Origin of the sequence: Rhodococcus sp. T7, from assembly GCF_009872365.1 — a bacterium.
Taxonomy (GTDB): Bacteria; Actinomycetota; Actinomycetes; order Mycobacteriales; family Mycobacteriaceae; genus Rhodococcus_F.
The window spans coordinates 108782-127849 of the sequence record NZ_WXYH01000033.1; the positions used below are offsets into that span (position 1 = coordinate 108782).

The window sequence follows — 19068 nt, forward strand, 5'->3', positions numbered from 1 at the left end:
TCATCCGGTGGCCAGGCCGCGCGCGTAATCGACGAATGCGTCCTGAACCATTGTGCGATCGTCCGGGGTCTTCGCGAGTGCACTCAGGCTCGAGATCGCGTCTTCGCGCACCAGATCGGCCACACCCAGCGCCGCGAGCGCGGACACCCAGTCGATCGTCTCCGCGATTCCCGGGGGCTTGTCGAGATCGAGGTCGCGGGCACGGCCGACGAATCGGGTGGCGTGCTCGATGAGGAGTTCGGACGCCACGGTCACCGTGCGACGCACGATCGCGGCCGCCCGCGCCGGCTCCGGGTAGTCGATCCAGTGGTACAGGCACCGGCGGCGCAGCGCGTCGTGGAGGTCGCGGCTCCGGTTGGACGTCAGCACGACGACGGGATGATGTTCGGCCGTGAACGTTCCCAGTTCCGGAACGGTCACCGACGCCTCCCCCAGGAATTCGAGGAGCAGAGCCTCGAATTCGTCGTCGGCTCGGTCGATTTCGTCGATCAGCAGCACGGGCGGGGTCGGTCCCCGATATCTCACACAGTGCAGGATCGGACGTTCCAGCAGGAATTCCTCGGTGAACAGGTCGTCCTCGGTCAGTCCGTCGCCCCGCGATTCGGCCAGCCGGATGGTGAGCAGCTGTCGCTGGTAGTTCCAGTCGTAGAGCGCCTCGTTCGCGGTGAGGCCTTCGTAGCACTGCAACCGGATCAGGGGCGCACCGAGAACGGTCGCCAGGGCCTTCGCCGCGGTGGTCTTGCCGACTCCGGGTTCGCCTTCGAGCAGCAGCGGACGGCGCAGGACCGCGCCGAGGTACAGGGCCGACGCGGTTCCGAGGTCCAGGAGATAGTCCTCGGCGTCGAACCGCCGGACCACGTCCGCCACATCCTCGAACCCCTGCGTCATACCGCTCCCGTCTCCGGCGCGAACGACGCGCGGCACCCCGGCCCGCAGAACCAGAAGTCGTGGCCGTCGCGCCGCAGGTGGACGGTGTCGGGTCCCACGACGACGCGCATCCCGCACACCGGATCGACCGCCTCCACCGCCGTCTGCCGGGCCGAACCGTCCTCCGGGGCCCGCAGTCCCGCTCTCCGCAACTGCTGCACCAACTCGGCCGCGATCGACACCGCGATCTCCGCCGACGTCCGCGCCCCGATGTCGAGGCCGACCGGGGTGTGCACCCGCGCCCGCTCGGACTCGGTGAGCCCCAGGGTGTCGAGGATGGCTCCCCCGCGAGTCCGGCTGGCGACGAGCCCGACGTACCCGACGCCGGCGTCGAGCGCCGCGCGGATGACCTCCGCCTCGGGGCCGCCGTGGCCGGCGAGCACCACGGCCGTGGTGCCGGAGAACTGTCCGGCGTCGTCGTGCTCGACGGTGAACCCCAACAGTTCCGCGATGCCCGCCAGACACTGCGCGATCGGGGTGGTGCCGCAGATCCTGACGAGCGGCGGCGGCACCTGCGGCTCCAGGAAGATCTCCATGGCGCCGCCGGACAGGCACGGATTCACCACGACGGACGCGCCCGGGGTCTCCGGGAACTGCACGGCCCCGTCGGGAAGGACCCGCAGCAGCACGCTCTCGTTGCGCTCCAACACGCCCAGCGCGGCCGTGCGCACCGAGTTCTGCGCGCACTGCCCGCCGACGAAACCCTCGATCGTCCCGTCCTGCAGGAGGATCGCCTCGTCGCCGGTGTGACTGGACGTCGGCGGCTGCGCCCGCACCACCGTCGCGTGGACGAACGGCCTGCGGTCGCGCACCAGTTGCGCCGCACGCTCTTTCAGATCCATCGGGCCTCCTCGCAGCCGACCGGGCGACACTCAGATCGGGGGTGTCGCGCGGCCCTGCATGGCCTCCCACACCCGGGACGGGGTGAGCGGCATGTCGGCGTGCCGCACCCCGAACGGGGCCAGCGCATCCACCACCGCGTTCACCACGGCCGCGGGCGATCCGACCGTCGCCGATTCGCCGATGCCCTTGGCGCCGATCGGGTGATGCGGCGACGGGGTGACGGTGAAGCCGGTCTCGAGTTTCGGGACCTCGAGCGCGGTGGGGATCAGGTAGTCCATCAGCGACCCGCCGAGGCAGTTGCCGTCCTCGTCGAATTCGATGATCTCCATCAGCGCCATCCCGATGCCGTCGACGATGCCGCCGTGGACCTGCCCCTCGATGATCATCGGGTTGATGCGGGTGCCGCAGTCGTCGACGGCGAGGAACCGCCGCACCTTCACCACGGCGGTGCCGGGATCGACGTCGACGACGCAGAAGTACGCGCCGTACGGGTACGTCAGATTCTCGGGGTTGTAGCAGATCTGCGCCTCGAGTCCGCCTTCGATGCCCTCCGGAAGGTCGCCTGCGCCGTGCGCCCGCATCGCGATGTCCTGGATGGTCACCTTCGCCGAGGGGTCGCCCTTCACATGGAATTCGCCCTTCTCCCACTCCAGATCGGCGACCGACGCCTCGAGCATCCCGGATGCGATGATCTTCGCCTTGTCCCGCACCTTGCGGGCGACCAGCGCGGCCGCCGCCCCGGACACCGGCGTCGACCTGCTGCCGTACGTGCCGAGCCCGAACGGTGTGTTGTCGGTGTCGCCGTGGACCACGTCGATGTCGTCCGGCGGGATGCCGAGTTCCTCCGCCACGATCTGCGCGAACGTCGTCTCGTGGCCCTGCCCCTGGGTCTGCACCGACAACCGGACGACGGCCTTCCCCGTGGGATGGACCCGCAGTTCACAACCGTCGGCCATGCCCAGACCCAGGATGTCCATGTCTTTCCGGGGTCCGGCACCGACGGCTTCGGTGAAGAACGCCATGCCGATACCCATCAGCTCACCACGCTCGCGGCGTTCCTTCTGCTCCTCCCGCAGGTGGTCGTAGCCGATCATGTCCATGGCCTTGCGCATGGTGGTCTCGTAGTCGCCCGAGTCGTACACCCACCCGGTCTTGCTGGTGTAGGGGAACTGCTCTGGCCTCAGCAGATTCTTCAGCCGCAGTTCCGCCGGATCCATCTTCAGGTCGAATGCCAGGCAGTCGACGAGCCGTTCGACGAGATACACGGCCTCGGTGATGCGGAACGAGCAGGCGTACGCCACCCCGCCGGGCGCCTTGTTCGTGTAGACCGCCGTCATCGCGCAGTGCGCCGCCTCGATGTCGTAGCTGCCGGTGAAGACGCCGAAGAAGCCCGCCGGATATTTCACCGGGGCCGCGGTGCCGTTGAACGCCCCGTGATCGGCCAGCACCTTCGTGCGGATCGCGAGCATCTTGCCCTCCGCAGTGGCCGCGATCTCTCCGACCATGATGTAGTCGCGGGCGAACCCGGTGCTCATCAGGTTCTCGCTGCGATCCTCCATCCACTTCACCGGTTTGCCCGTCACGAGCGACGCGACGATCGCGCACACGTATCCCGGGTAGATCGGCACCTTGTTGCCGAATCCGCCGCCGATGTCCGGGGACACCACCCGGATCTTGTGCTCCGGGATCCCGGAGACGAGGGCGTAGACCGTCCGGTGCGCGTGCGGGGCCTGGGAGGTGGTGTACAGGGTGAGCTTGCCGGACACCCGGTCGATGTCGGCGATCGCACCGCACGTCTCCATCGGCGCCGGATGCACGCGGGGGTAGACGATCTCCTGTTTCACCACCACGTCCGCCTTCGCGAACACGGCCTCGGTCGCGGCGGCATCGCCTGTCTCCCAGTCGAAACAGTGATTGTCCGTCTTGCCGTCGAGGTCGTCGCGGATCACCGGCGCATCGGGTGCCAGCGCCGCGCGCGCGTCGACGACGGGATCGAGCATGTCGTATTCGACATCGATCAGTTCCAGCGCGTCCCGGGCCGAATAGCGGTCCTCGGCGATGACGAACGCGACCTCCTGACCCTGGAAGCGCACCTTGTCGGTGGCCAGCACGGCCTGCACGTCGTTGGACAGTGTCGGCATCCACGCGAGGTTCTTCGCGGCGAGATCGGCACCCGTCACCACCGCCGTCACCTTCGGAAGTTCCTGCGCCGCAGTGGTGTCGATGCTCACGATCCGCGCGTGCGCAACCGGCGACCGCAGGATCGCCAGGTGCAGCATGCCGGGGAGGGTGATGTCGTCGACGTAATTTCCGAGCCCCCGGATGAAGCGAGGGTCCTCCTTGCGGAGCATGCGACCGTGGCCGCACGGTTTCTTGTCGTTGTCTACGACGTCGGCGTCGCCCGAGGGCGGACGCGATTCGACTGTGGTCATGACGCACTTCCCACATGCTCTTCGACTGTCTTCGGCGTGCCCTCGGCGCCCCGCGTCTTGTCTTCCTGGACGTCCGCGTCGAAGTCGCCCGCCGGTTCGGGCTCGGCGGCTTCGCCGGCCCGGTGGTCGGCCGCCCACTGGATCGAGCGCACGATCGTGGTGTACCCGGTGCAGCGGCAGATCTGCCCGGAGATCGCTTCCCGGATGGTGGCCTCGTCCGGGCTCTCCTCCCGGTCGAGCAGGGCCCGCGCCGTCATCATCATGCCGGGCGTGCAGAACCCGCACTGCAGTCCGTGGCACTGCATGAAGCCCTGCTGGACGGGATCGAGTTCGCCGTCGTGCTCGAGGCCCTCGACCGTGCGGACGTCGTGCCCGCCGGCCATCGCGGCGAGCATCGTGCACGACTTCACCGGATCGCCGTCGACGGTGACGACGCACGTGCCGCAGTTGCTGGTGTCGCAGCCCCAGTGGGTCCCGGTGAGGCCCAGTTGGTCGCGGAGGAAGTGGACGAGCAGCATGCGCGGTTCCACCTCGGCGGTCACTGCTTCACCGTTGACGGTCATGTTCACCTGCATGGCTATGCCTCTTCTCCGGTCGGCTCGTGCTCCACGTCGCTGCGGAGCACCCGGTCGACCGCTGTACGGAGTGTGCGGATCGTGAGTTCGGATGCGAGATGACGTTTGTAGTCGACGGTGCCGCGGGCGTCGCGCACCGGCGAGCAGGCCTGCGCGGCCATCCGCCCGGCCTGAGCGAACGCCTCCTCGGACGGGGGGCGTCCGGTCAGGTAGTCGGCGATGTCCGAGAGTCCGGACGGGTCGGGGTCGACCGCGGTCAGACCGACGGCGGCCCGGGCGATCTCGCCGCCCTCCACGGTGACGGCTGCTCCGGCCGCGGTGACCGCCCAATCCCCGGTTCGCCGTTCGACCTTGGCGTAGGCGCTGGAGCTGTGGCCGTGGACGGGTATCACGATCTCGATGAGCATCTCGTTGTGTGCGAGTGCCGTCTCGTACGGTCCGACGAGGAACTCGGACATGGGAATTTCGCGGCGTCCGCCGGGTCCCTGCACCACGCACGTGGCATCGAGGACACCGCAGACCGTCGTGAGGTCCTCGGCCGGATCGGCCTGGCACAGCGATCCGCCGATGGTTCCGCGGTTGCGGACCACCGGGTCTGCGATCACCTTCTCGGCGTCGCGGAAGAGTGGGAACGCCACCGCGAGTTCGTCCGATTCGAGGAGCCGGCGGTGCCGGGTCATCGCACCGATCCGCACCCTCGACCGCTCGGTCGTGATGTATCCGAGTTCGCCCTCGAGGTCGTTGATGTCGATGAGGTACTCGGGATTGGCGAGGCGAAGTTTCATCATGGGGAGCAGGCTGTGGCCGCCTGCCACGAGGCGGGCTTCGTCGCCCAGTCGGTCGAGCAGGGCGATCGCGTCGTCGACGCCCGTTGCACGCTCGTATTCGAAGGATCCTGGTACTTGCATTGTGACCTACCTCACAAATGTGGATCCTTTCAGCCTGCGCAAGAACCGGTGGTCCGTCAACCCCGGTGAACCGCCCTATTCGACGAGGGAATCGACCGGTTCCTCGTGGTGGATCCGGCCGCTCGACTCCGCCAGCGGGCGCCCCGTGCCGCCCCACCGGCAGGCGATGATCTCGGCGGCGATGGACACGGCCGTCTCCTCCGGGGTGCGGGCGCCGATGTCCAGGCCGATGGGGCTGGACAGCCGGTCGAGTTCGGCGTCGGTCAGACCCGCCTCGCGCAGGCGTTCGCGCCGGTCCAGGTCGGTTCTGCGTGATCCCATGGCACCGATGAACGCGACGTCCGGGAGGCGCAGCGCCGTTTCGAGGAGGGGGACGTCGAATTTGGGGTCGTGGGTGAGGACGCAGATCACGGTCCGGCCGTCGATGGCACCGGCCTCGGCCTGGCCGGCCAGGTACCGGTGTGGCCAGTCCACCACCACCTCGTCCGCGGTCGGGAACCGCGCGTGCGTCGCGAACACCGGCCGGGCGTCGCAGACCGTCACCCGGTAACCCATGAAGGCGCCCTGCCGGGCCACCGCGGCGGCGAAGTCGATGGCCCCGAAGACGAGCATGCGCGGCCGCGGCGCATAGCTGGCGACGAACACCTCCATTCCCTCGCCGCGGCGCTGACCGTCGGTGCCGTACGTCAGCACCGTGCTGCCGCCGGCCGCGAGGAGACCCCGGGCGTCGTCGGTGACGGCGGAGTCGGCGCGGTCCGAGCCGAGGGCACCGCTCACGTCCTCGGGCCGGACGATCAGCCGGCGACCCACCCGGGCGGGGTCGGGATGCGCCACGACGGTGGCGACCGCGACCGGCCGGTGGTTCTCGATGTCCCGGACGATCTCATCGAGTTCCGGAAAATTGTCCCGCGAGACGGGCTCGACGAAGATGTCGATGATTCCGCCGCAGGTGAGACCCACCTCGAACGCATTCTCGTCGCTGATCCCGTACCGCTGTAGCACCGGCGTTCCCGTCGCCGCGACGTCGGTGGCGAGTTCGTAGACCGCCCCCTCGACGCACCCGCCCGACACCGAACCGGACGCGCTACCGTCGGGCGCCACGACCATCGACGCCCCCGCCGGCCGCGGTGCGGAGCGGAACGTGCGGACCACCGTTCCGACGCCCGCCGTTCCACCCGCGGTCCACACCGCCATCAGGTCTGCCAGCACGTCGCGCATCAGCACCCTTCCCGCTCGAGTCCGACTCGCCTCCAAGCTTATTCCGCGGACGCGAGTTTGGCCCGGGAGACGGGAACCTCGACGTCGACCGGTGCCAGCGGAAACGGGGGCGTCCCGGCCCCGGCGATCCGGTAGTGGCCCCACGGGTCGCGCTCGGCGAGGGCGGCGGGCACCTCGGGACCGTCGCCGATCGTGAGGAACAGCGGGGTGCGGTTGCGCTGCTTGGCCGCGTCGACGCCGTCGCCGACGACACGCCCGTACCAGTGGTACAGGCCGTCCAGCGGTTCGAGGTGACCGTTCAGGAAGACCTCGACGGCCACGGTCAGGTCGCCGGACGTGAGCACACCCGGCCCCCGGTACTCGGTGTCGTCCTCGCGTTCGGCGAGCGAACTCAGCTCGAAGTGCCGGTCGTCGGGGGTGCGCAGGCGCCGCCAGTACGACGCGCTCGAACCCGGCCAGGCCGCCCGGTTGTGGCCGGTGGAATCGAGGTACCAGCTGTCGCAACCACCCGAATTCCACACCGAGCCCGCGAGTTTGCGGTGGATCACCCGGTTGAACTCGCGCTGTGCGCCCGCCCGCACCTCGATCCGCGTCGCGTCGCGGTTCTTCATCAGCGCCAGGCATCGGGTGATGTAGTGCGCCTGGGCCTCGATGACGAAGACGATCGACTGATTGCCGCCTCCGGAGTTCGGCCCCATCATGAGGAAGAAGTTCGGGAACCCCGTGACCGCGACACCGAGGTACGCCTCCATGCCGTCGCGCCAGGCCCGCTGGATCGTCAGCCCGCGACGACCCACGATGTGCTCGTTCTCGAATCGGTCGCCGACCGCGAACCCCGTGCCGTAGACGATGACGTCCGCGTCGTGCATCTGTCCGTCCTCGGTGCGGATCCCGCGCTCGGTGATCTCCGCGATACCCGACGTGACCAGGTCGACGTTCGCCCGTTGCAGGGCCGGGTAGTAGTTGCTGGACACCAGGATTCGCTTGCATCCGATGGTGTAACCGGGGGTCAGAGTGGCACGCAGGACGGGGTCGTGCACCTGCCTCCGCAACAGCCTCCGGGCGGCCGACTCCAGCACCGTCATCAGCCGTGGGTGCAGGAAACCGGCGATCAGCGATTCGTGACTCCAGTAGATCGCGTGGCGGTAGGCCTTCTGCACGCCGGGCACAGCCTTGAACACCGCCTTCTCGCCTGCGGTGATCGGGCGGTCCAGCTTCGGGAGGATCCAGTGCGGCGTCCGCTGGAAGACGTCCACGTGTGCTGCCGTCTTCGCGACCTCCGGCACGAATTGCACGGCACTCGCTCCCGTGCCGACGACCGCGACCCGCTTACCCGACAGGTCGACCGAGTGATCCCATTCGGCGGAATGGAATGCCGTTCCCCGAAACGACTCTCGTCCGGGGAACGCGGGAACGCTGGGCTTGTGCAGCGGCCCCGGTCCCGCGACGACGATCCGCGGGTGGAACACGGAACCCGCCCGGGTCTCGACCCGCCACCGGTCCGTGGTCTCGTCGAAGTCGTAGGAGATCACCTCGGCGCCGAACCGGATGTGGGGTGCCAGGTCGTAGTCGCGGACCACGCGCTCGATGTAGTCGAGGATCTCGGGCTGCCGCGCGTACATCCGGGTCCATTTCCGGTTGGGCGCGAAGGAGAACGAGTACATCAGCGACATCACGTCGCACCCGCACCCCGGATACGTGTTCTCCCACCAGGTTCCGCCCACCCGATCGGCCTTCTCGAGGACGACGAAGTTCTCCTGCCCCGCCTCCTTCAGCTTGATCGCCATGCACAATCCGGCGAATCCGGTACCGACGACGAGGACGTCCGGTTCAGCGGTTCCGGGTTTCACAGGAAGCCCCCGCGCCGCCACAGCGCGCGGGAGGTCGCTCGCATCAGGCCGTTCTCCTCGAGGAACGCTGCCAGCGATTCGAACCCGCGGCGTTGATTCTCGCGAAAGTTCGGATTTGCCAGCGCCTGTCGACGCGCCTCTTTCGGATCCAGTCCGGCCCGCTCGTACATGGCCGGGTTGGTGAACAGCCGCTGGAACAGCGGGCCACCGATCCCCTGCAGCGTGCCGACCCACAGTCGGTCGATCCGGTGGCCTTCCGCGACGCGGCGACGCACCCCCTCGCGCGCGAAGCGGATGTGCCGGGACTCCTCGGTGACGTGGATCCGCATCAGCCGGGAGATCATCGGCTGCAACTGCGGGTCTTCGACGACGCGCCGCTGCGTGGCGTCGAAGATCTCCTCGCCGATCAGCGCGGCCACCCAGAGCATGGTTCCGCGAAATGTCTTGGGCAGCATGTTGACCACGACCGCCTGGTACCACCGGAGCTGGAAGGGCTTGGCACCCATCTGCTCGATGGCGCGCCCGAACATCGTCATGTGCCTGCACTCGTCGCCCATCTCGGTGAGCATGTACCGGGTGTGCAGCGAACTCGGATCGTTGTGCAGCAGCGCGCGCAGCAGGGCCTGGTTGAGGATGTTCTCGAACCAGATTCCGACGCTGAGGATGTTCGCCGATTCCTGCCGGGACAGTTCGATGCGCTGCGCCTTGCTCATCGCGTCCCACATCTCGGTCCCCCACAGGGACAGGACCTGCGGCGGCAGGAAGTACTTGCCGTCCTCGAGCGGCGCGTCCCAGTCGATGTCGACGACGGGTGCGTACGAACGCTTGACGGAACCTGAGAGGAGTCTGCCGGCGACTTCCTCCCGGTCGATCGTGTGTGAACGCTGAGACATCGCTTTTCCCTTCGTCGAGGGCGATTCCATCTCGTTGCCGTTTATAGGTAAAACGTAAACCCGGGTGTGATCCAGGTCAATGGTTGTCTGTAACTCGAGTTCACATTTGCGTCTTTCGGTTTGCGCCCACCCCACCCGACCAGCACAATCAGGGCCGTGAGGACGCGGCCGACGACACCGACCCCGGGCGAACTCCGGGAGATAATCCTCGACGCGGCCGAACAGTGCCTGATCGAACTCGGGTACAGCACCCGACTGCACGCGGTCATCGCCGAGCGAGCGGGACTGTCGCGGCCCACGCTCTACAAACACGTCGGCGACCAGTCCGCCATCCTCGAGGCCCTGTTCCAGCGGGAGATCTCCCGCTTCTTCGTCGTGCTCGATCCGGTACTGCGGGGACGGCAGAGCCAACTCCAGGTGCGATTCGTCGACGCCGTCGTGTTCGCCGTCCAGTACGCCCGCGGACACCGGTTGCTACAGAAGGGATTGCGCGACGACCCCGACGTGGTACTCCCCTGGTTCACGGTGAAGGCGAAGCCGATGATCGAACTCGGCGCGCAACTTTTGACGCCCCACTTCGAGCGCCTGTTCACCCCCGAGCAACTGTCGGGGGTGAGCCCCGCCGCCATCTCCGAGTGGGCATTCCGGATCATCGGTTCCCTCGTCATCACTGAGGGAATCGTGGACACGTCCGACGAGCAGGCATTACGCGAGTTCGTCCGGTCGCTGCTGTCGATCGCGTTCATGCCGCAACCGGAGGTTCATATTCCTTGACGCGTATATACGCGTAGGGGCATACTCAAGGTCATGGCACCGGACGTGTTCACCGTGGTCGCCGAACCGCAGCGGCGCAGGATCCTCGAACGGCTGCGGGACGGCCACGCCAGCGTCGGCGAACTCGTCGACCAACTCGCACTGCCCCAGCCGACCGTGTCCAAACACCTGCGGGTGCTGCGACAGGCCGGATTCGTCACCTGCCGCACCGCCGCCCAGCAGCGGATCTACAGCCTGCACCGCGAACCGTTCGACGAGTTCGAACAGTGGCTGCAGCCCTACCGCCGGCTGTGGACACACCACCTCGACGCCCTCGAGCGGCACCTCGATTCGAAGGAGGCCTCGTCATGACCGAGTCGGACGCACGACGCGACTACCGCCCCGGCCCACTCCGGCACGCCGAAGCAAAACCCGACGGCGACCGATGGGCATTGACCTTCGTCCGCGAGTTCACACACTCACCGTCGGCGCTGTGGACCGCTCTGACCGACCCCGGCGAACTGCCGCAGTGGGCGCCGTACACCGCGGACCGGGACCTCGGCACGGTCGGTCCCGCCACCCTGACGATGGTCGACGGGCCGAACCGCACCGAACTCGACGGCACCGTGATCCGCGCCGAGGCACCGCACGTCCTCGAACACGCGTGGGGTGACGACGTTCTGCTGTGGACGATCGAGCAGACCGACGCGGGAACCCGACTGACCCTGCGCCACACGCTCGACGACCAGCGAACCGCGGCGATGACGGCCGCCGGGTGGCACCTGTGCCTGGACGTCGCCGAGGCCCTGCTCGACGGCCACCCGATCGGACCGATCGTCGGGGCCGATGCGATGAACTACGGCTGGCGCGAACTCAACGAGCAGTACTCCGAACGCCTCGGCGTCGAACCGATCGACCCGACACTGCCCTGAATCCGCGACGGCCGTCCGACGCTCCCCGGTACCGTTGACACATGGGCCTGGAATGGGAAGCCGTGGTGGTCAACGCCGTCGATCCGGCAGCTCTGGGACGCTGGTGGGCCGAGGCCCTGGGCTGGGGCGCCGTGACCGACTCCGACGGCGACGTCCACATCCGGCCCCGGGCCGACAGCCACCCGGAAATCCTGTTCGTCGCCGTTCCGGACCGCAAGCAGATCCCGAACCGGCTCCACCTCGACTTCCGGCCCGACGATCAGCAGGCCGAAGTCGAACGGCTTCTCGCACTCGGCGCCCGGCATGCGGATGTCGGTCAGGGCGAGCAGAGTTGGGTGGTGCTCGCCGATCCCGAGGGCAACGAGTTCTGCGTACTCTCGGGCCGGCGCTGACGCGATCAGGCCACCTTCGCCTGCAGGGCCCGCAGCGCCTCGTGCTGCACGACGAGAACCCGGCCCACCGGGAGTCCGAGGACGCCCGCGGTGTCGTGCGCGGACAGTCCGTCGATGACCCGCAGCAGCACGATCTCCCGCGCGGTGGGGTCGAGTCCCTGCAGTAATCGGGCCACTTCCGCCGGGAGGTCGGGGCTTGCGGAACCGCTCTGCGCGTCCGCGACGGTCCGGCTCACGACGCGATACACCTCGCGGACCGGATGGTCGCTGCGGGCGAGGGACGGAAGCTGCCGTGCCACCGCCAGCAGCGCCTGCTGCGCCACCTCGTCCGCGGGCCGCGTGACCTGCGTGGAATTCCCCACGCGGGTACGGCAATACCGCACCACCTGAGGCCACAGCGTCGCCGTCACCCGCTGCACGGCCTCGCGATCCCCCGCCGCGGCGGCCGTCGCCGCCGAATGTAATTCCTCGTCAAGCACACTCATGCTGCCCTCGATCCCCCGACCTCGCCGCATCCGTGACGGCGCTTCCGTACTCATCTTCCGACACACGAGGGGGCAACACATCCGGGACATTCCCCATTTCCCGGTGCGTGAAACCCCCTACATGTCCGGCTTCCTGCGCAAGTTCTTGGTCTGGCCGCGTTGCTTCTTGGCGTCGAGCCTTCGCCGGTGTGAACCCTTGGTGGCCTTCGTCGGACGTCGGGTGCGGGTTTCGGCCAGGACGGCCGCGCGTAGCAGCGCCGCCATCCGGGCCCGTGCCGCGCGCCGATTGCGCAGTTGCGAACGGGTTTCGGACGCCGTCACGCTGACGACACCGTCAACGAGCCTGTGTCCCAGCTGAACCTGCATGCGTTCGAGTTGGGTGGGCGACAGGGTCGACAACGTCCACAGGTTCACCCGCAGTTCCACCCGCGAGTCCGTGGTGTTCACTCCCTGACCGCCGGGACCCCCTGCGCGGGAGAACCGCCATTGCAACTCGGCGGCCGGGACGACGAGCGACCGGGTGATCTCCAGGTCGTCGGTGACCTCGCCGCCGGGAAACACCGGAGGAACTTCGCTCACACTCCCAGCGCCCGAGCCAGCACCGGCCAGGAATCGTGAAGATCATCCTGCCAGTATCCCCACGAGCGTGTACCTGAGTTACGGAAACTCGCGGTTGCAGGTATTCCCAGTTCTCCCAGGCGATCCGTGAATCGATGTGTGCAGTAATTGGTCACCGCCTCGATCGGACCACCCGCGTAGATCTGCCGCGCGAGCACCCCGACGTTCCCCTCGATCCCCGGGCCTTCGAGGGTCTCGTAGCGCCCCGGCAGACCGTTGCCTTTGGAGAGGAACAGTTCCGTGCCGCCTAGTTCGGCGGCGTGCACGTACGGGTCGTTCGCCGACCACGCCGGGTCGTCCGGCTCGCCGTACATGTTGGCCGGATTGCCGTAACCGTAGTTGTTCATGGTGATCTTGATGAGCAGCTGACCGAGCGGATCACTGGTCAGGGCGCAACCGCTGTAGGCGGCAACGCCACGGAACAGGCCGGGGGCGGCGATCGCCAACTGCAGCGCCGCGGTGCCGACCCGGGACATGCCTGCGAGCGCGTTGACTCCGTTGGTGCCGAGAGCCGCGTCGACGACCGGCGGAAGTTCCTGAGTCATAAAGGTCTTCCACTTGTTCACCCCCATGACCGGGTCCGGGCTCTTCCAGTCCGTCCAATACGCGTTCTCGCCGCCGGACGGGCTGACGACGTTCACGTTCTGGTCGGCCAGGAACTCTTCGACATCGGTCTTCTCCCGGCGGATCTGGCCGTCGAGGAAGTACAACGTCGGCCTCGGCGCGCTCGTGTCGGCGGGCCGCTGTACGTGCACCGGCACGACGCGTTGCATCGACGCCGAGAAGACGTGCAGCGTCAGATGTCTCGGATCGATAACGGTGACGTGGTCGAGCTTCGAACCGTTCGGCGCCGCCGCGGAACCGAGCGCCCGACCGGTGTCGACGATCGGATCGGCGGCCGCAACGGCGCCGCCGAGGACGAGGGACGTCACCGTCACGGCCGTCACGGCCGCGGTGCGCAATTTCCCCCGTAAGACATGTCGTGTCACGACCGTTTACCGCCGTTCATGCTGGGTTTCGCTTAGTGCAGTCTGCATGAGTATCCGGGTTACCCCGGTCACGTTCACCACCAGGTGGTGTTCCCGCAGCAATACCGTCAGCCCACCGAGTGGCGGGTCTTATGCTTGGTTTCTGTCGGGCGTCTTTTACGTCTCGTCCGCAACTCGCCGAAGACGCACCACCGTCAACAACCGCTGCGAGTGCAGCGAGGTTGAGGGCAGCATTGTGGTCACGATCAGCGCGGAATCCGCACGTATCGCAGGTGAACACCCGAACATTCAACGGTAGTTTGGCTTTCACTACCTGACAGTTCGAGCAGGTCTTACTCGATGGATACCACCGGTCTGCCACCTGCAGACAGGTGCCAGACCACTCACACTTATAGGTCAGTTCTCGACGGATCTCGGCGAACGCCGCATCCTGCAGCGCGCGGTTCAATCCCCGCTTGTAGGCGCCACCGGAGCGGGTCATCCCTGCGACATTGAGGTCTTCGACGACGACGGTATCGAAGTCCCGCACCAGTCGCGTGGTGAGTTTGTGCAGGTGATCACGGCGACAGTTCGCGATGCGGATGTGCACCGCCCTGATCTGTTCTTGGGTGCGCCGCCAACGCCGGGAGGGTTGCTGACCGGTGAGACGATCCGGGCCCACCTGTCGGGACGCGCGGCGCCCCAGGCGGCGAAGCTCTTTCGCCTGCTTACGGGCGTGCTTCGGATTGTCGATCACCTCCCCCGTCGAGAGGACCGCGAGGTGTTTGACCCCCACATCGACTCCGACGACCGAACCGCCCACAGCACGCTCACCTACCGCGGCGGCGGTACCGGTAGTGGGTGGGAGTGCCCTGGCGGGGAGCGTGATTTCGACGGAGAACGACACCTGCCACCGACCGCGTCGAAACGACACGGTCGCCGACCGGATCCGCGCCGTCCCGGCAATCGTCTTGCGGGCCAGTTTGCGAGTGGATTCGCACGTCCGGATCGCCCCGATCCGGGGCAACTGCACATGACGGCGGTCACCGCCGTCAGTGACCAGCCCGAAACTGCCCGTGGTGAACCGGCAGGAGAGCATTGCGCGTTTGCCTTTGAAGCGGGGGAATCCGATGGCGCCTTTGCGTTTCCCGGACCGGGCGTCGGACCAGTTCGACAAGGCGGCAGCGCAGTTCGCGATCCCGGAACTGTAAGCCTCTTTCGAATTCTCCGGCCACCATGCCTGCCCGGTGTCACTGTTGACGGCGACGTCGTTCTTGACGACGTTCCAGTGTTTGCGCAGTCTGTACGCGGACCACGACATCGTCGGAGTCAACTCCGCGTCCGGGATCTCGTAGGATCGTTCCGCGATGCGTTGGTCAAGGTTTGCTTTGACCTGCGCCAGTGCCCAGTTGTAGGCAAAACGCTGCGCCCCACAGTGCGACCGCAACACCGACGCCTGCTCCGGGGTCGGATCGAGGACGTACACGAACGCACGGATCACTGTCCGAGATGAATTCGCGGCATGTCCGGGAGCCGGGTCTTGGGTACCGAGATCGGCGAGCAGAGCGGTGGGGGTCACGACAGGTCCGCCGCAGCGGCCACGGCAGCTGCGGCACGCCAGCGTGCACCGCGCCGCCCGGTCCGGCGGGCGCACAGGGAGTTCATCGCCTCGGTCATATCGTGCACCCAGATCATCAGCCACCCCGTCGTCGTTGAAACATAAGCAGGGTACGACAGCGCACCGACAACATTGAGTCGATGCGCACGAACCCGAACCCGCCAAGCGGTCCCGATCCTCGACCGGCGGTCGCCGATCCATACTCGGATCGGCCAGCGGCCTGCGCAGTGTGGTGTGTTTCCCGCCCTGGGCCGGAACCGCTCTCGATGGCCGTCTTCGGCACACCCAGACCACGCCTTCCGCATTTCGGCCACCACACGCCCGACCTAGCCTTCCAGATCTGCCTACTGATCCAGAGGACGACACCCGGCACGACGCCACACCGCGCAAATCCGGGCGAGCGGATCCCACCACAATCGTGCCCGACGGCAACTGCCGAGCCTGGACCAACAGCCCCCGCGTAAATCACACCGACGCGGCTCATTACTTTAGCCGTTCGCCGCCGCCAAAAGTTCAACGCCACGGCACTATACGACACTGAACAAGCATCAAACGGTCAGACTCCGCAACTCTCCACCCGCACGAATTCCGGTCCCGGGGCATGCTAACAGTTCCCACGATTTGCCGAGTAACGGAAGAGCCCTTCCGTGCGATGAACATTCGACCCCCCACGTTCATTGAAGGACCGGCATGACGTCTCCCCTGCCCTCATCATCTGCCGCTCGCAAGAAGTGGCCCTGGATCACCGGCGGGATCGTCGTAGCCGTGGCCGTGGTCTCGTGTAGCAGCCCCGGACAGGACGTCCAATCGGCCCAGGCCTTATCCGCGTCGGCGACGCCCGCGGTCGCCGCTTCGACGGTAGCGGCTGCCACGTCGAGTTCTTCGACACCGGTGCCGGTTTCGTCTGCGCTGGCACTCTCACCGGTAGCACCTGCGGTGCTCGGCGGTGCCGACGCGACCGCCGCGCTGCAGCAACTCGCCGGACTCGAGATCAAGGGCCGCGCACCGAAGACCGGGTACGACCGGGATCTGTTCGGCCAGGCGTGGACCGACGACGTCACGGTCGAGGGCGGCCACAACGGCTGCGACACCCGCAACGACATCCTCGGGCGCGACCTCGACCAGATCGTGTTCAAGCCGGGCACCCGCGACTGCGCGGTGCAGACCGGAATCCTGAACGACCCCTACACCGGCACCACCATCTCCTTCGTCCGCGGAGAGGGCACGTCGAGCGCCGTGCAGATCGATCACGTCGTCGCACTGTCCGACGCCTGGCAGAAGGGCGCACAGCAACTCGACACCGCGACCCGGGTGAACTTCGCGAACGATCCGCGGAACCTGAAGGCCGTCGACGGCCCCGCCAACCAGCAGAAGTCGGACGGCGACGCCGCAACCTGGCTGCCCCCGAACAAGAGCTACCGGTGCACGTACGTGGCGGATCAGGTGTCGGTGAAGGCCGCGTACGGACTGTGGGTGACCCAGGCCGAACACGACGCGATCGCCGGGGTCCTCCAGGACTGCGGGGCGGCGACGCCTGCCGCGGCGCCCGCTCCTACCACCGACCCGGCCCCGGCCGTTGTGCCTGCACCGGCGCCCGTGCCCGCTCCCGCCCCGGCGCCCGCACCCGTCCCGTTCGTGGACACGGCGGGGCCGAGCGACGTCTATTACAAGAACTGTTCGGCGGCCAGGGCGGCCGGTGCCGCACCGGTCCACGTCGGCGAACCGGGCTACGGCACACACCTGGACCGCGACGGCGACGGTGTCGGCTGTGAGAGCTGATCCGGGCCTGCCGAGACACGCACCGCCACCACCAGTTAACCTGAACTGCCTGCAGGGACGTCGGGTACCTGTAGTCATTTCTGTACATGTCAGAAAGATGAGACCGGCATGACCACTGCACCCGACGCACTCGGGCACTCCCCACACACGGACGAACCGCCAGTCGCCCGCGTCTATCAGAAGCCGGCGTTGTCGGCGCGCGAGATCGAGGTTCTCCGCCACTGGCTGCGCGGCGACTCCAAGCTCGCCGTCGCCGCCGACCTCCACATCGCCCTCGGCACGGTCAACACCCACCTGACCCGCATCCGCGAGAAGTACGCGCTGGTGGGACGTGACGCGTCCACCAAGACGACACTGCTGGTGCGGGCCCTGCAGGACGGCATCATCACCATCGCCGAACTCTGAGGGCTATGCCCTGCGCAGGGCGTCCCGGTCGATCTCGGCCACCGACGTCAGACCACTGAGACCCATCGTGAGGTCGAACTCGGCGATCACGTTGGCGGTGGCGTCCCGCGCACCGGCCTGACCCGCGAGGGCCAGGCCGTACAGGTGGGGCCTGCCCAGTGTCACGGCGTCCGCACCGAGCGCGAGCGCCTTGAAGACGTCTGCTCCGGTGCGGATTCCGCTGTCGAGGAGCAGCGTCAGCCTGCCGTCGACGACGGGCGCGATGTCCACGAGAGCGTCCAGCGACGACACGCTGCCGTCCACCTGCCGCCCACCGTGATTCGACACGACGATCCCGTCCACCCCGGCATCGAGCGCACGCCGGGCGTCGTCCGGGTGAAGCACACCCTTGAGAAGGATCGGCAGCGACGTCCTGCTGCGGAGGGTCTCGATGTCGGCCCAGCTCAGCGACGGCCGGGAGTAGATGTCGAGGAACGTCTCCACGGCGGCCCGCGGTTCCGGCGACCGCAGGTTGTCGAGGAAGCGGCCCGGGAAGCGCCGGGTCATCGACACCAGCGATCGGATGGCGCCGAGCGTCACCTCGACGTCCGGCTTCTTCGTCGCGGCCTTGATCCGGTCGTGCACGATCCGGCGGAACACCGGATCGGACGTGTACTGCGCGATTCCCTGCCCCTGCGCGAACGGCAGCGAACCGAGGTTGAGATCTTCCGGCCGCCAGCCGAGCATCGTCGTGTCGAGGGTCACGACGACGGCGTCCGCCCGGATGTTCGCCGCCCGCTGCAGCAGGCTGTCGACGAGGTCGTCGTCGGTGCTCCAGTACAGCTGGAACCATCGGGGCGCGTCGCCCATCGCCGCCGCGCTCTCCTCCATCGGGGCGCAACCCTGGTTGGAGAAGATGTACGGCACACCCAGTTCGGCGGCGGCAGCGGCAATGGCCACGTCGGCCTCCGGCCTGGCCAGTTCGGCGGCGCCGACCGGTGCGAGCAGCACCGGCGCCGGGATGCGGCGTCCGAACAGTTCGACTCCGATGTCGCGTTTCGAGACGTCGCGCAGCACCCGGGGAACGATCTGCCACTTGTCGAACGCGTCGCGGTTGGCCTGCACCGTGCGGCCCAGCCCGGCGCCGCCGTGAACGTACGCCCACCCCTTCGCGCTCATCTTCCGCCGCGCGCGCCGCTCGAGGGTGTCGAAGTCGGTGGGAACGGAGGGGGTGCGGCCGAGGACGCCGTCGCGGTAGATCAGATTCTGGCGGGCCCGGCCCGGGCTGTCCTGGTTCTCGCTCGCAGACATGCGGCCGAGTCTTCCACAGCACCTCACGAACCGGCGGCGGGTCGCGCGGACGCGTAGGTTTGTGACCGGCACCACACCGTGCGCTGCCCCGAACTCCCTGACGTCCTAGTACTGCAACGGCACTTATGGGAGGTGGCCGCGGCGTCGGTAGTGGGAGGTGCGGGCCTGGTGTTGTCGGCGTC

At 67.7% G+C, this 19068-nt stretch carries 19 protein-coding genes; 6 read left to right on the forward strand and 13 right to left on the reverse strand.

Annotated features, from left to right (window positions below; translation table 11 throughout):
- From MLGJGCBP_RS05225 to MLGJGCBP_RS05260, 8 genes are all read right to left on the reverse strand, one after another.
- Positions 1–888, reverse strand: coding sequence for an AAA family ATPase (locus tag MLGJGCBP_RS05225; protein ID WP_160094320.1), 888 nt, complete (start codon positions 886–888; stop codon positions 1–3).
- On the reverse strand, positions 885–1769 hold the full coding sequence (locus MLGJGCBP_RS05230; RefSeq protein WP_160094321.1) for an XdhC family protein: 885 nt from the start codon (positions 1767–1769) through the stop codon (positions 885–887). The genes MLGJGCBP_RS05225 and MLGJGCBP_RS05230 overlap by 4 nt, the downstream gene beginning before the upstream one ends.
- Positions 1770–1799: 30 nt before the next feature.
- On the reverse strand, positions 1800–4202 hold the full coding sequence (locus MLGJGCBP_RS05235) for an aerobic carbon-monoxide dehydrogenase large subunit (protein ID WP_160094322.1): 2403 nt from the start codon (positions 4200–4202) through the stop codon (positions 1800–1802).
- Positions 4199–4777 carry a (2Fe-2S)-binding protein gene (locus tag MLGJGCBP_RS05240; RefSeq protein WP_087555046.1) on the reverse strand — a complete coding sequence of 193 codons (579 nt, stop codon included), beginning with the start codon at positions 4775–4777 and terminating at the stop codon, positions 4199–4201. Before MLGJGCBP_RS05240 ends, MLGJGCBP_RS05235 begins: the two co-directional genes overlap by 4 nt.
- A 2-nt stretch (positions 4778–4779) precedes the next feature.
- On the reverse strand, positions 4780–5685 hold the full coding sequence (locus MLGJGCBP_RS05245; protein ID WP_087555045.1) for an FAD binding domain-containing protein: 906 nt from the start codon (positions 5683–5685) through the stop codon (positions 4780–4782).
- 75 nt (positions 5686–5760) lie between these two features.
- On the reverse strand, positions 5761–6903 hold the full coding sequence (locus MLGJGCBP_RS05250; protein ID WP_201452968.1) for an XdhC family protein: 1143 nt from the start codon (positions 6901–6903) through the stop codon (positions 5761–5763).
- 38 nt (positions 6904–6941) lie between these two features.
- Complete coding sequence (locus tag MLGJGCBP_RS05255) at positions 6942–8753, reverse strand: DUF4873 domain-containing protein (RefSeq protein WP_160094324.1); 1812 nt, start codon at positions 8751–8753, stop codon at positions 6942–6944.
- A complete protein-coding gene (locus MLGJGCBP_RS05260; protein WP_160094325.1) occupies positions 8750–9676 on the reverse strand; it encodes an AurF N-oxygenase family protein in 927 nt (308 codons plus the stop codon). Before MLGJGCBP_RS05260 ends, MLGJGCBP_RS05255 begins: the two co-directional genes overlap by 4 nt.
- A gap of 126 nt (positions 9677–9802) precedes the next feature.
- Here MLGJGCBP_RS05260 and MLGJGCBP_RS05265 point away from each other — a divergent pair, with 126 nt between their 5' ends.
- The 4 genes from MLGJGCBP_RS05265 to MLGJGCBP_RS05280 are packed head-to-tail and all read left to right on the forward strand — an operon-like array spanning position 9803 to position 11723.
- On the forward strand, positions 9803–10420 hold the full coding sequence (locus tag MLGJGCBP_RS05265; RefSeq protein WP_160094326.1) for a TetR/AcrR family transcriptional regulator: 618 nt from the start codon (positions 9803–9805) through the stop codon (positions 10418–10420).
- A gap of 33 nt (positions 10421–10453) precedes the next feature.
- On the forward strand, positions 10454–10771 hold the full coding sequence (locus MLGJGCBP_RS05270; RefSeq protein WP_160094327.1) for an ArsR/SmtB family transcription factor: 318 nt from the start codon (positions 10454–10456) through the stop codon (positions 10769–10771).
- Positions 10768–11331 (forward strand): SRPBCC family protein, encoded by a 564-nt coding sequence (locus tag MLGJGCBP_RS05275; RefSeq protein WP_160094328.1) that lies wholly within the window; start codon positions 10768–10770, stop codon positions 11329–11331. The genes MLGJGCBP_RS05270 and MLGJGCBP_RS05275 overlap by 4 nt, the downstream gene beginning before the upstream one ends.
- A 41-nt stretch (positions 11332–11372) precedes the next feature.
- A complete protein-coding gene (locus MLGJGCBP_RS05280) occupies positions 11373–11723 on the forward strand; it encodes a VOC family protein (RefSeq protein WP_087555040.1) in 351 nt (116 codons plus the stop codon).
- Between the two features lie 5 nt (positions 11724–11728).
- Here MLGJGCBP_RS05280 and MLGJGCBP_RS05285 read toward each other — a convergent pair whose 3' ends face one another.
- The 4 genes from MLGJGCBP_RS05285 to tnpB all read right to left on the reverse strand — a co-directional run bounded on the left by MLGJGCBP_RS05285 (position 11729) and on the right by tnpB (position 15373).
- Positions 11729–12208: a sigma factor-like helix-turn-helix DNA-binding protein gene (locus MLGJGCBP_RS05285; RefSeq protein ID WP_160094329.1), complete on the reverse strand. Its 480-nt coding sequence runs from the start codon at positions 12206–12208 to the stop codon at positions 11729–11731.
- Between the two features lie 117 nt (positions 12209–12325).
- Complete coding sequence (gene arfB, locus MLGJGCBP_RS05290; RefSeq protein WP_160094330.1) at positions 12326–12787, reverse strand: alternative ribosome rescue aminoacyl-tRNA hydrolase ArfB; 462 nt, start codon at positions 12785–12787, stop codon at positions 12326–12328.
- Positions 12784–13773, reverse strand: a complete 990-nt coding sequence (locus MLGJGCBP_RS05295; RefSeq protein WP_160094340.1) for an alpha/beta hydrolase — start codon at positions 13771–13773, stop codon at positions 12784–12786. Before MLGJGCBP_RS05295 ends, arfB begins: the two co-directional genes overlap by 4 nt.
- A gap of 58 nt (positions 13774–13831) precedes the next feature.
- Positions 13832–15373, reverse strand: coding sequence for an IS607 family element RNA-guided endonuclease TnpB (gene tnpB, locus MLGJGCBP_RS05300; RefSeq protein ID WP_236580931.1), 1542 nt, complete (start codon positions 15371–15373; stop codon positions 13832–13834).
- 729 nt (positions 15374–16102) lie between these two features.
- On the opposite strand from tnpB, the gene MLGJGCBP_RS05305 reads away from it, so the two are divergent.
- Together MLGJGCBP_RS05305 and MLGJGCBP_RS05310 are read left to right on the forward strand one after the other, a co-directional pair.
- Entirely contained in the window at positions 16103–17191 is a 1089-nt protein-coding gene (locus tag MLGJGCBP_RS05305; RefSeq protein WP_160094331.1) for a GmrSD restriction endonuclease domain-containing protein, read from the forward strand.
- 108 nt (positions 17192–17299) lie between these two features.
- A complete protein-coding gene (locus tag MLGJGCBP_RS05310) occupies positions 17300–17596 on the forward strand; it encodes a response regulator transcription factor (protein ID WP_160094332.1) in 297 nt (98 codons plus the stop codon).
- Positions 17597–17599: 3 nt separating this feature from the next.
- On the opposite strand, the gene MLGJGCBP_RS05315 is transcribed toward MLGJGCBP_RS05310, so the two are convergent.
- On the reverse strand, positions 17600–18886 hold the full coding sequence (locus MLGJGCBP_RS05315; RefSeq protein WP_160094333.1) for an alpha-hydroxy-acid oxidizing protein: 1287 nt from the start codon (positions 18884–18886) through the stop codon (positions 17600–17602).
- Positions 18887–19068 lie beyond the last annotated feature (182 nt).

Excerpts from the sequence above, each read along its gene's own strand:
- MLGJGCBP_RS05225 (WP_160094320.1), bottom strand. The coding sequence starts at position 888 with ATGACGCAGGGGTTCGAGGATGTGGCGGACGTGGTCCGGCGGTTCGAC.
- MLGJGCBP_RS05230 (WP_160094321.1), bottom strand. The coding sequence starts at position 1,769 with ATGGATCTGAAAGAGCGTGCGGCGCAACTGGTGCGCGACCGCAGGCCG.
- MLGJGCBP_RS05235 (WP_160094322.1), bottom strand. The coding sequence starts at position 4,202 with ATGACCACAGTCGAATCGCGTCCGCCCTCGGGCGACGCCGACGTCGTA.
- MLGJGCBP_RS05240 (WP_087555046.1), bottom strand. The coding sequence starts at position 4,777 with ATGCAGGTGAACATGACCGTCAACGGTGAAGCAGTGACCGCCGAGGTG.
- MLGJGCBP_RS05245 (WP_087555045.1), bottom strand. The coding sequence starts at position 5,685 with ATGCAAGTACCAGGATCCTTCGAATACGAGCGTGCAACGGGCGTCGAC.
- MLGJGCBP_RS05250 (WP_201452968.1), bottom strand. The coding sequence starts at position 6,903 with ATGCGCGACGTGCTGGCAGACCTGATGGCGGTGTGGACCGCGGGTGGA.
- MLGJGCBP_RS05260 (WP_160094325.1), bottom strand. The coding sequence starts at position 9,676 with ATGGAATCGCCCTCGACGAAGGGAAAAGCGATGTCTCAGCGTTCACAC.
- MLGJGCBP_RS05270 (WP_160094327.1), top strand. The coding sequence starts at position 10,454 with ATGGCACCGGACGTGTTCACCGTGGTCGCCGAACCGCAGCGGCGCAGG.
- MLGJGCBP_RS05275 (WP_160094328.1), top strand. The coding sequence starts at position 10,768 with ATGACCGAGTCGGACGCACGACGCGACTACCGCCCCGGCCCACTCCGG.
- MLGJGCBP_RS05280 (WP_087555040.1), top strand. The coding sequence starts at position 11,373 with ATGGGCCTGGAATGGGAAGCCGTGGTGGTCAACGCCGTCGATCCGGCA.
- MLGJGCBP_RS05285 (WP_160094329.1), bottom strand. The coding sequence starts at position 12,208 with ATGAGTGTGCTTGACGAGGAATTACATTCGGCGGCGACGGCCGCCGCG.
- MLGJGCBP_RS05305 (WP_160094331.1), top strand. The coding sequence starts at position 16,103 with ATGACGTCTCCCCTGCCCTCATCATCTGCCGCTCGCAAGAAGTGGCCC.
- MLGJGCBP_RS05310 (WP_160094332.1), top strand. The coding sequence starts at position 17,300 with ATGACCACTGCACCCGACGCACTCGGGCACTCCCCACACACGGACGAA.
- MLGJGCBP_RS05315 (WP_160094333.1), bottom strand. The coding sequence starts at position 18,886 with ATGTCTGCGAGCGAGAACCAGGACAGCCCGGGCCGGGCCCGCCAGAAT.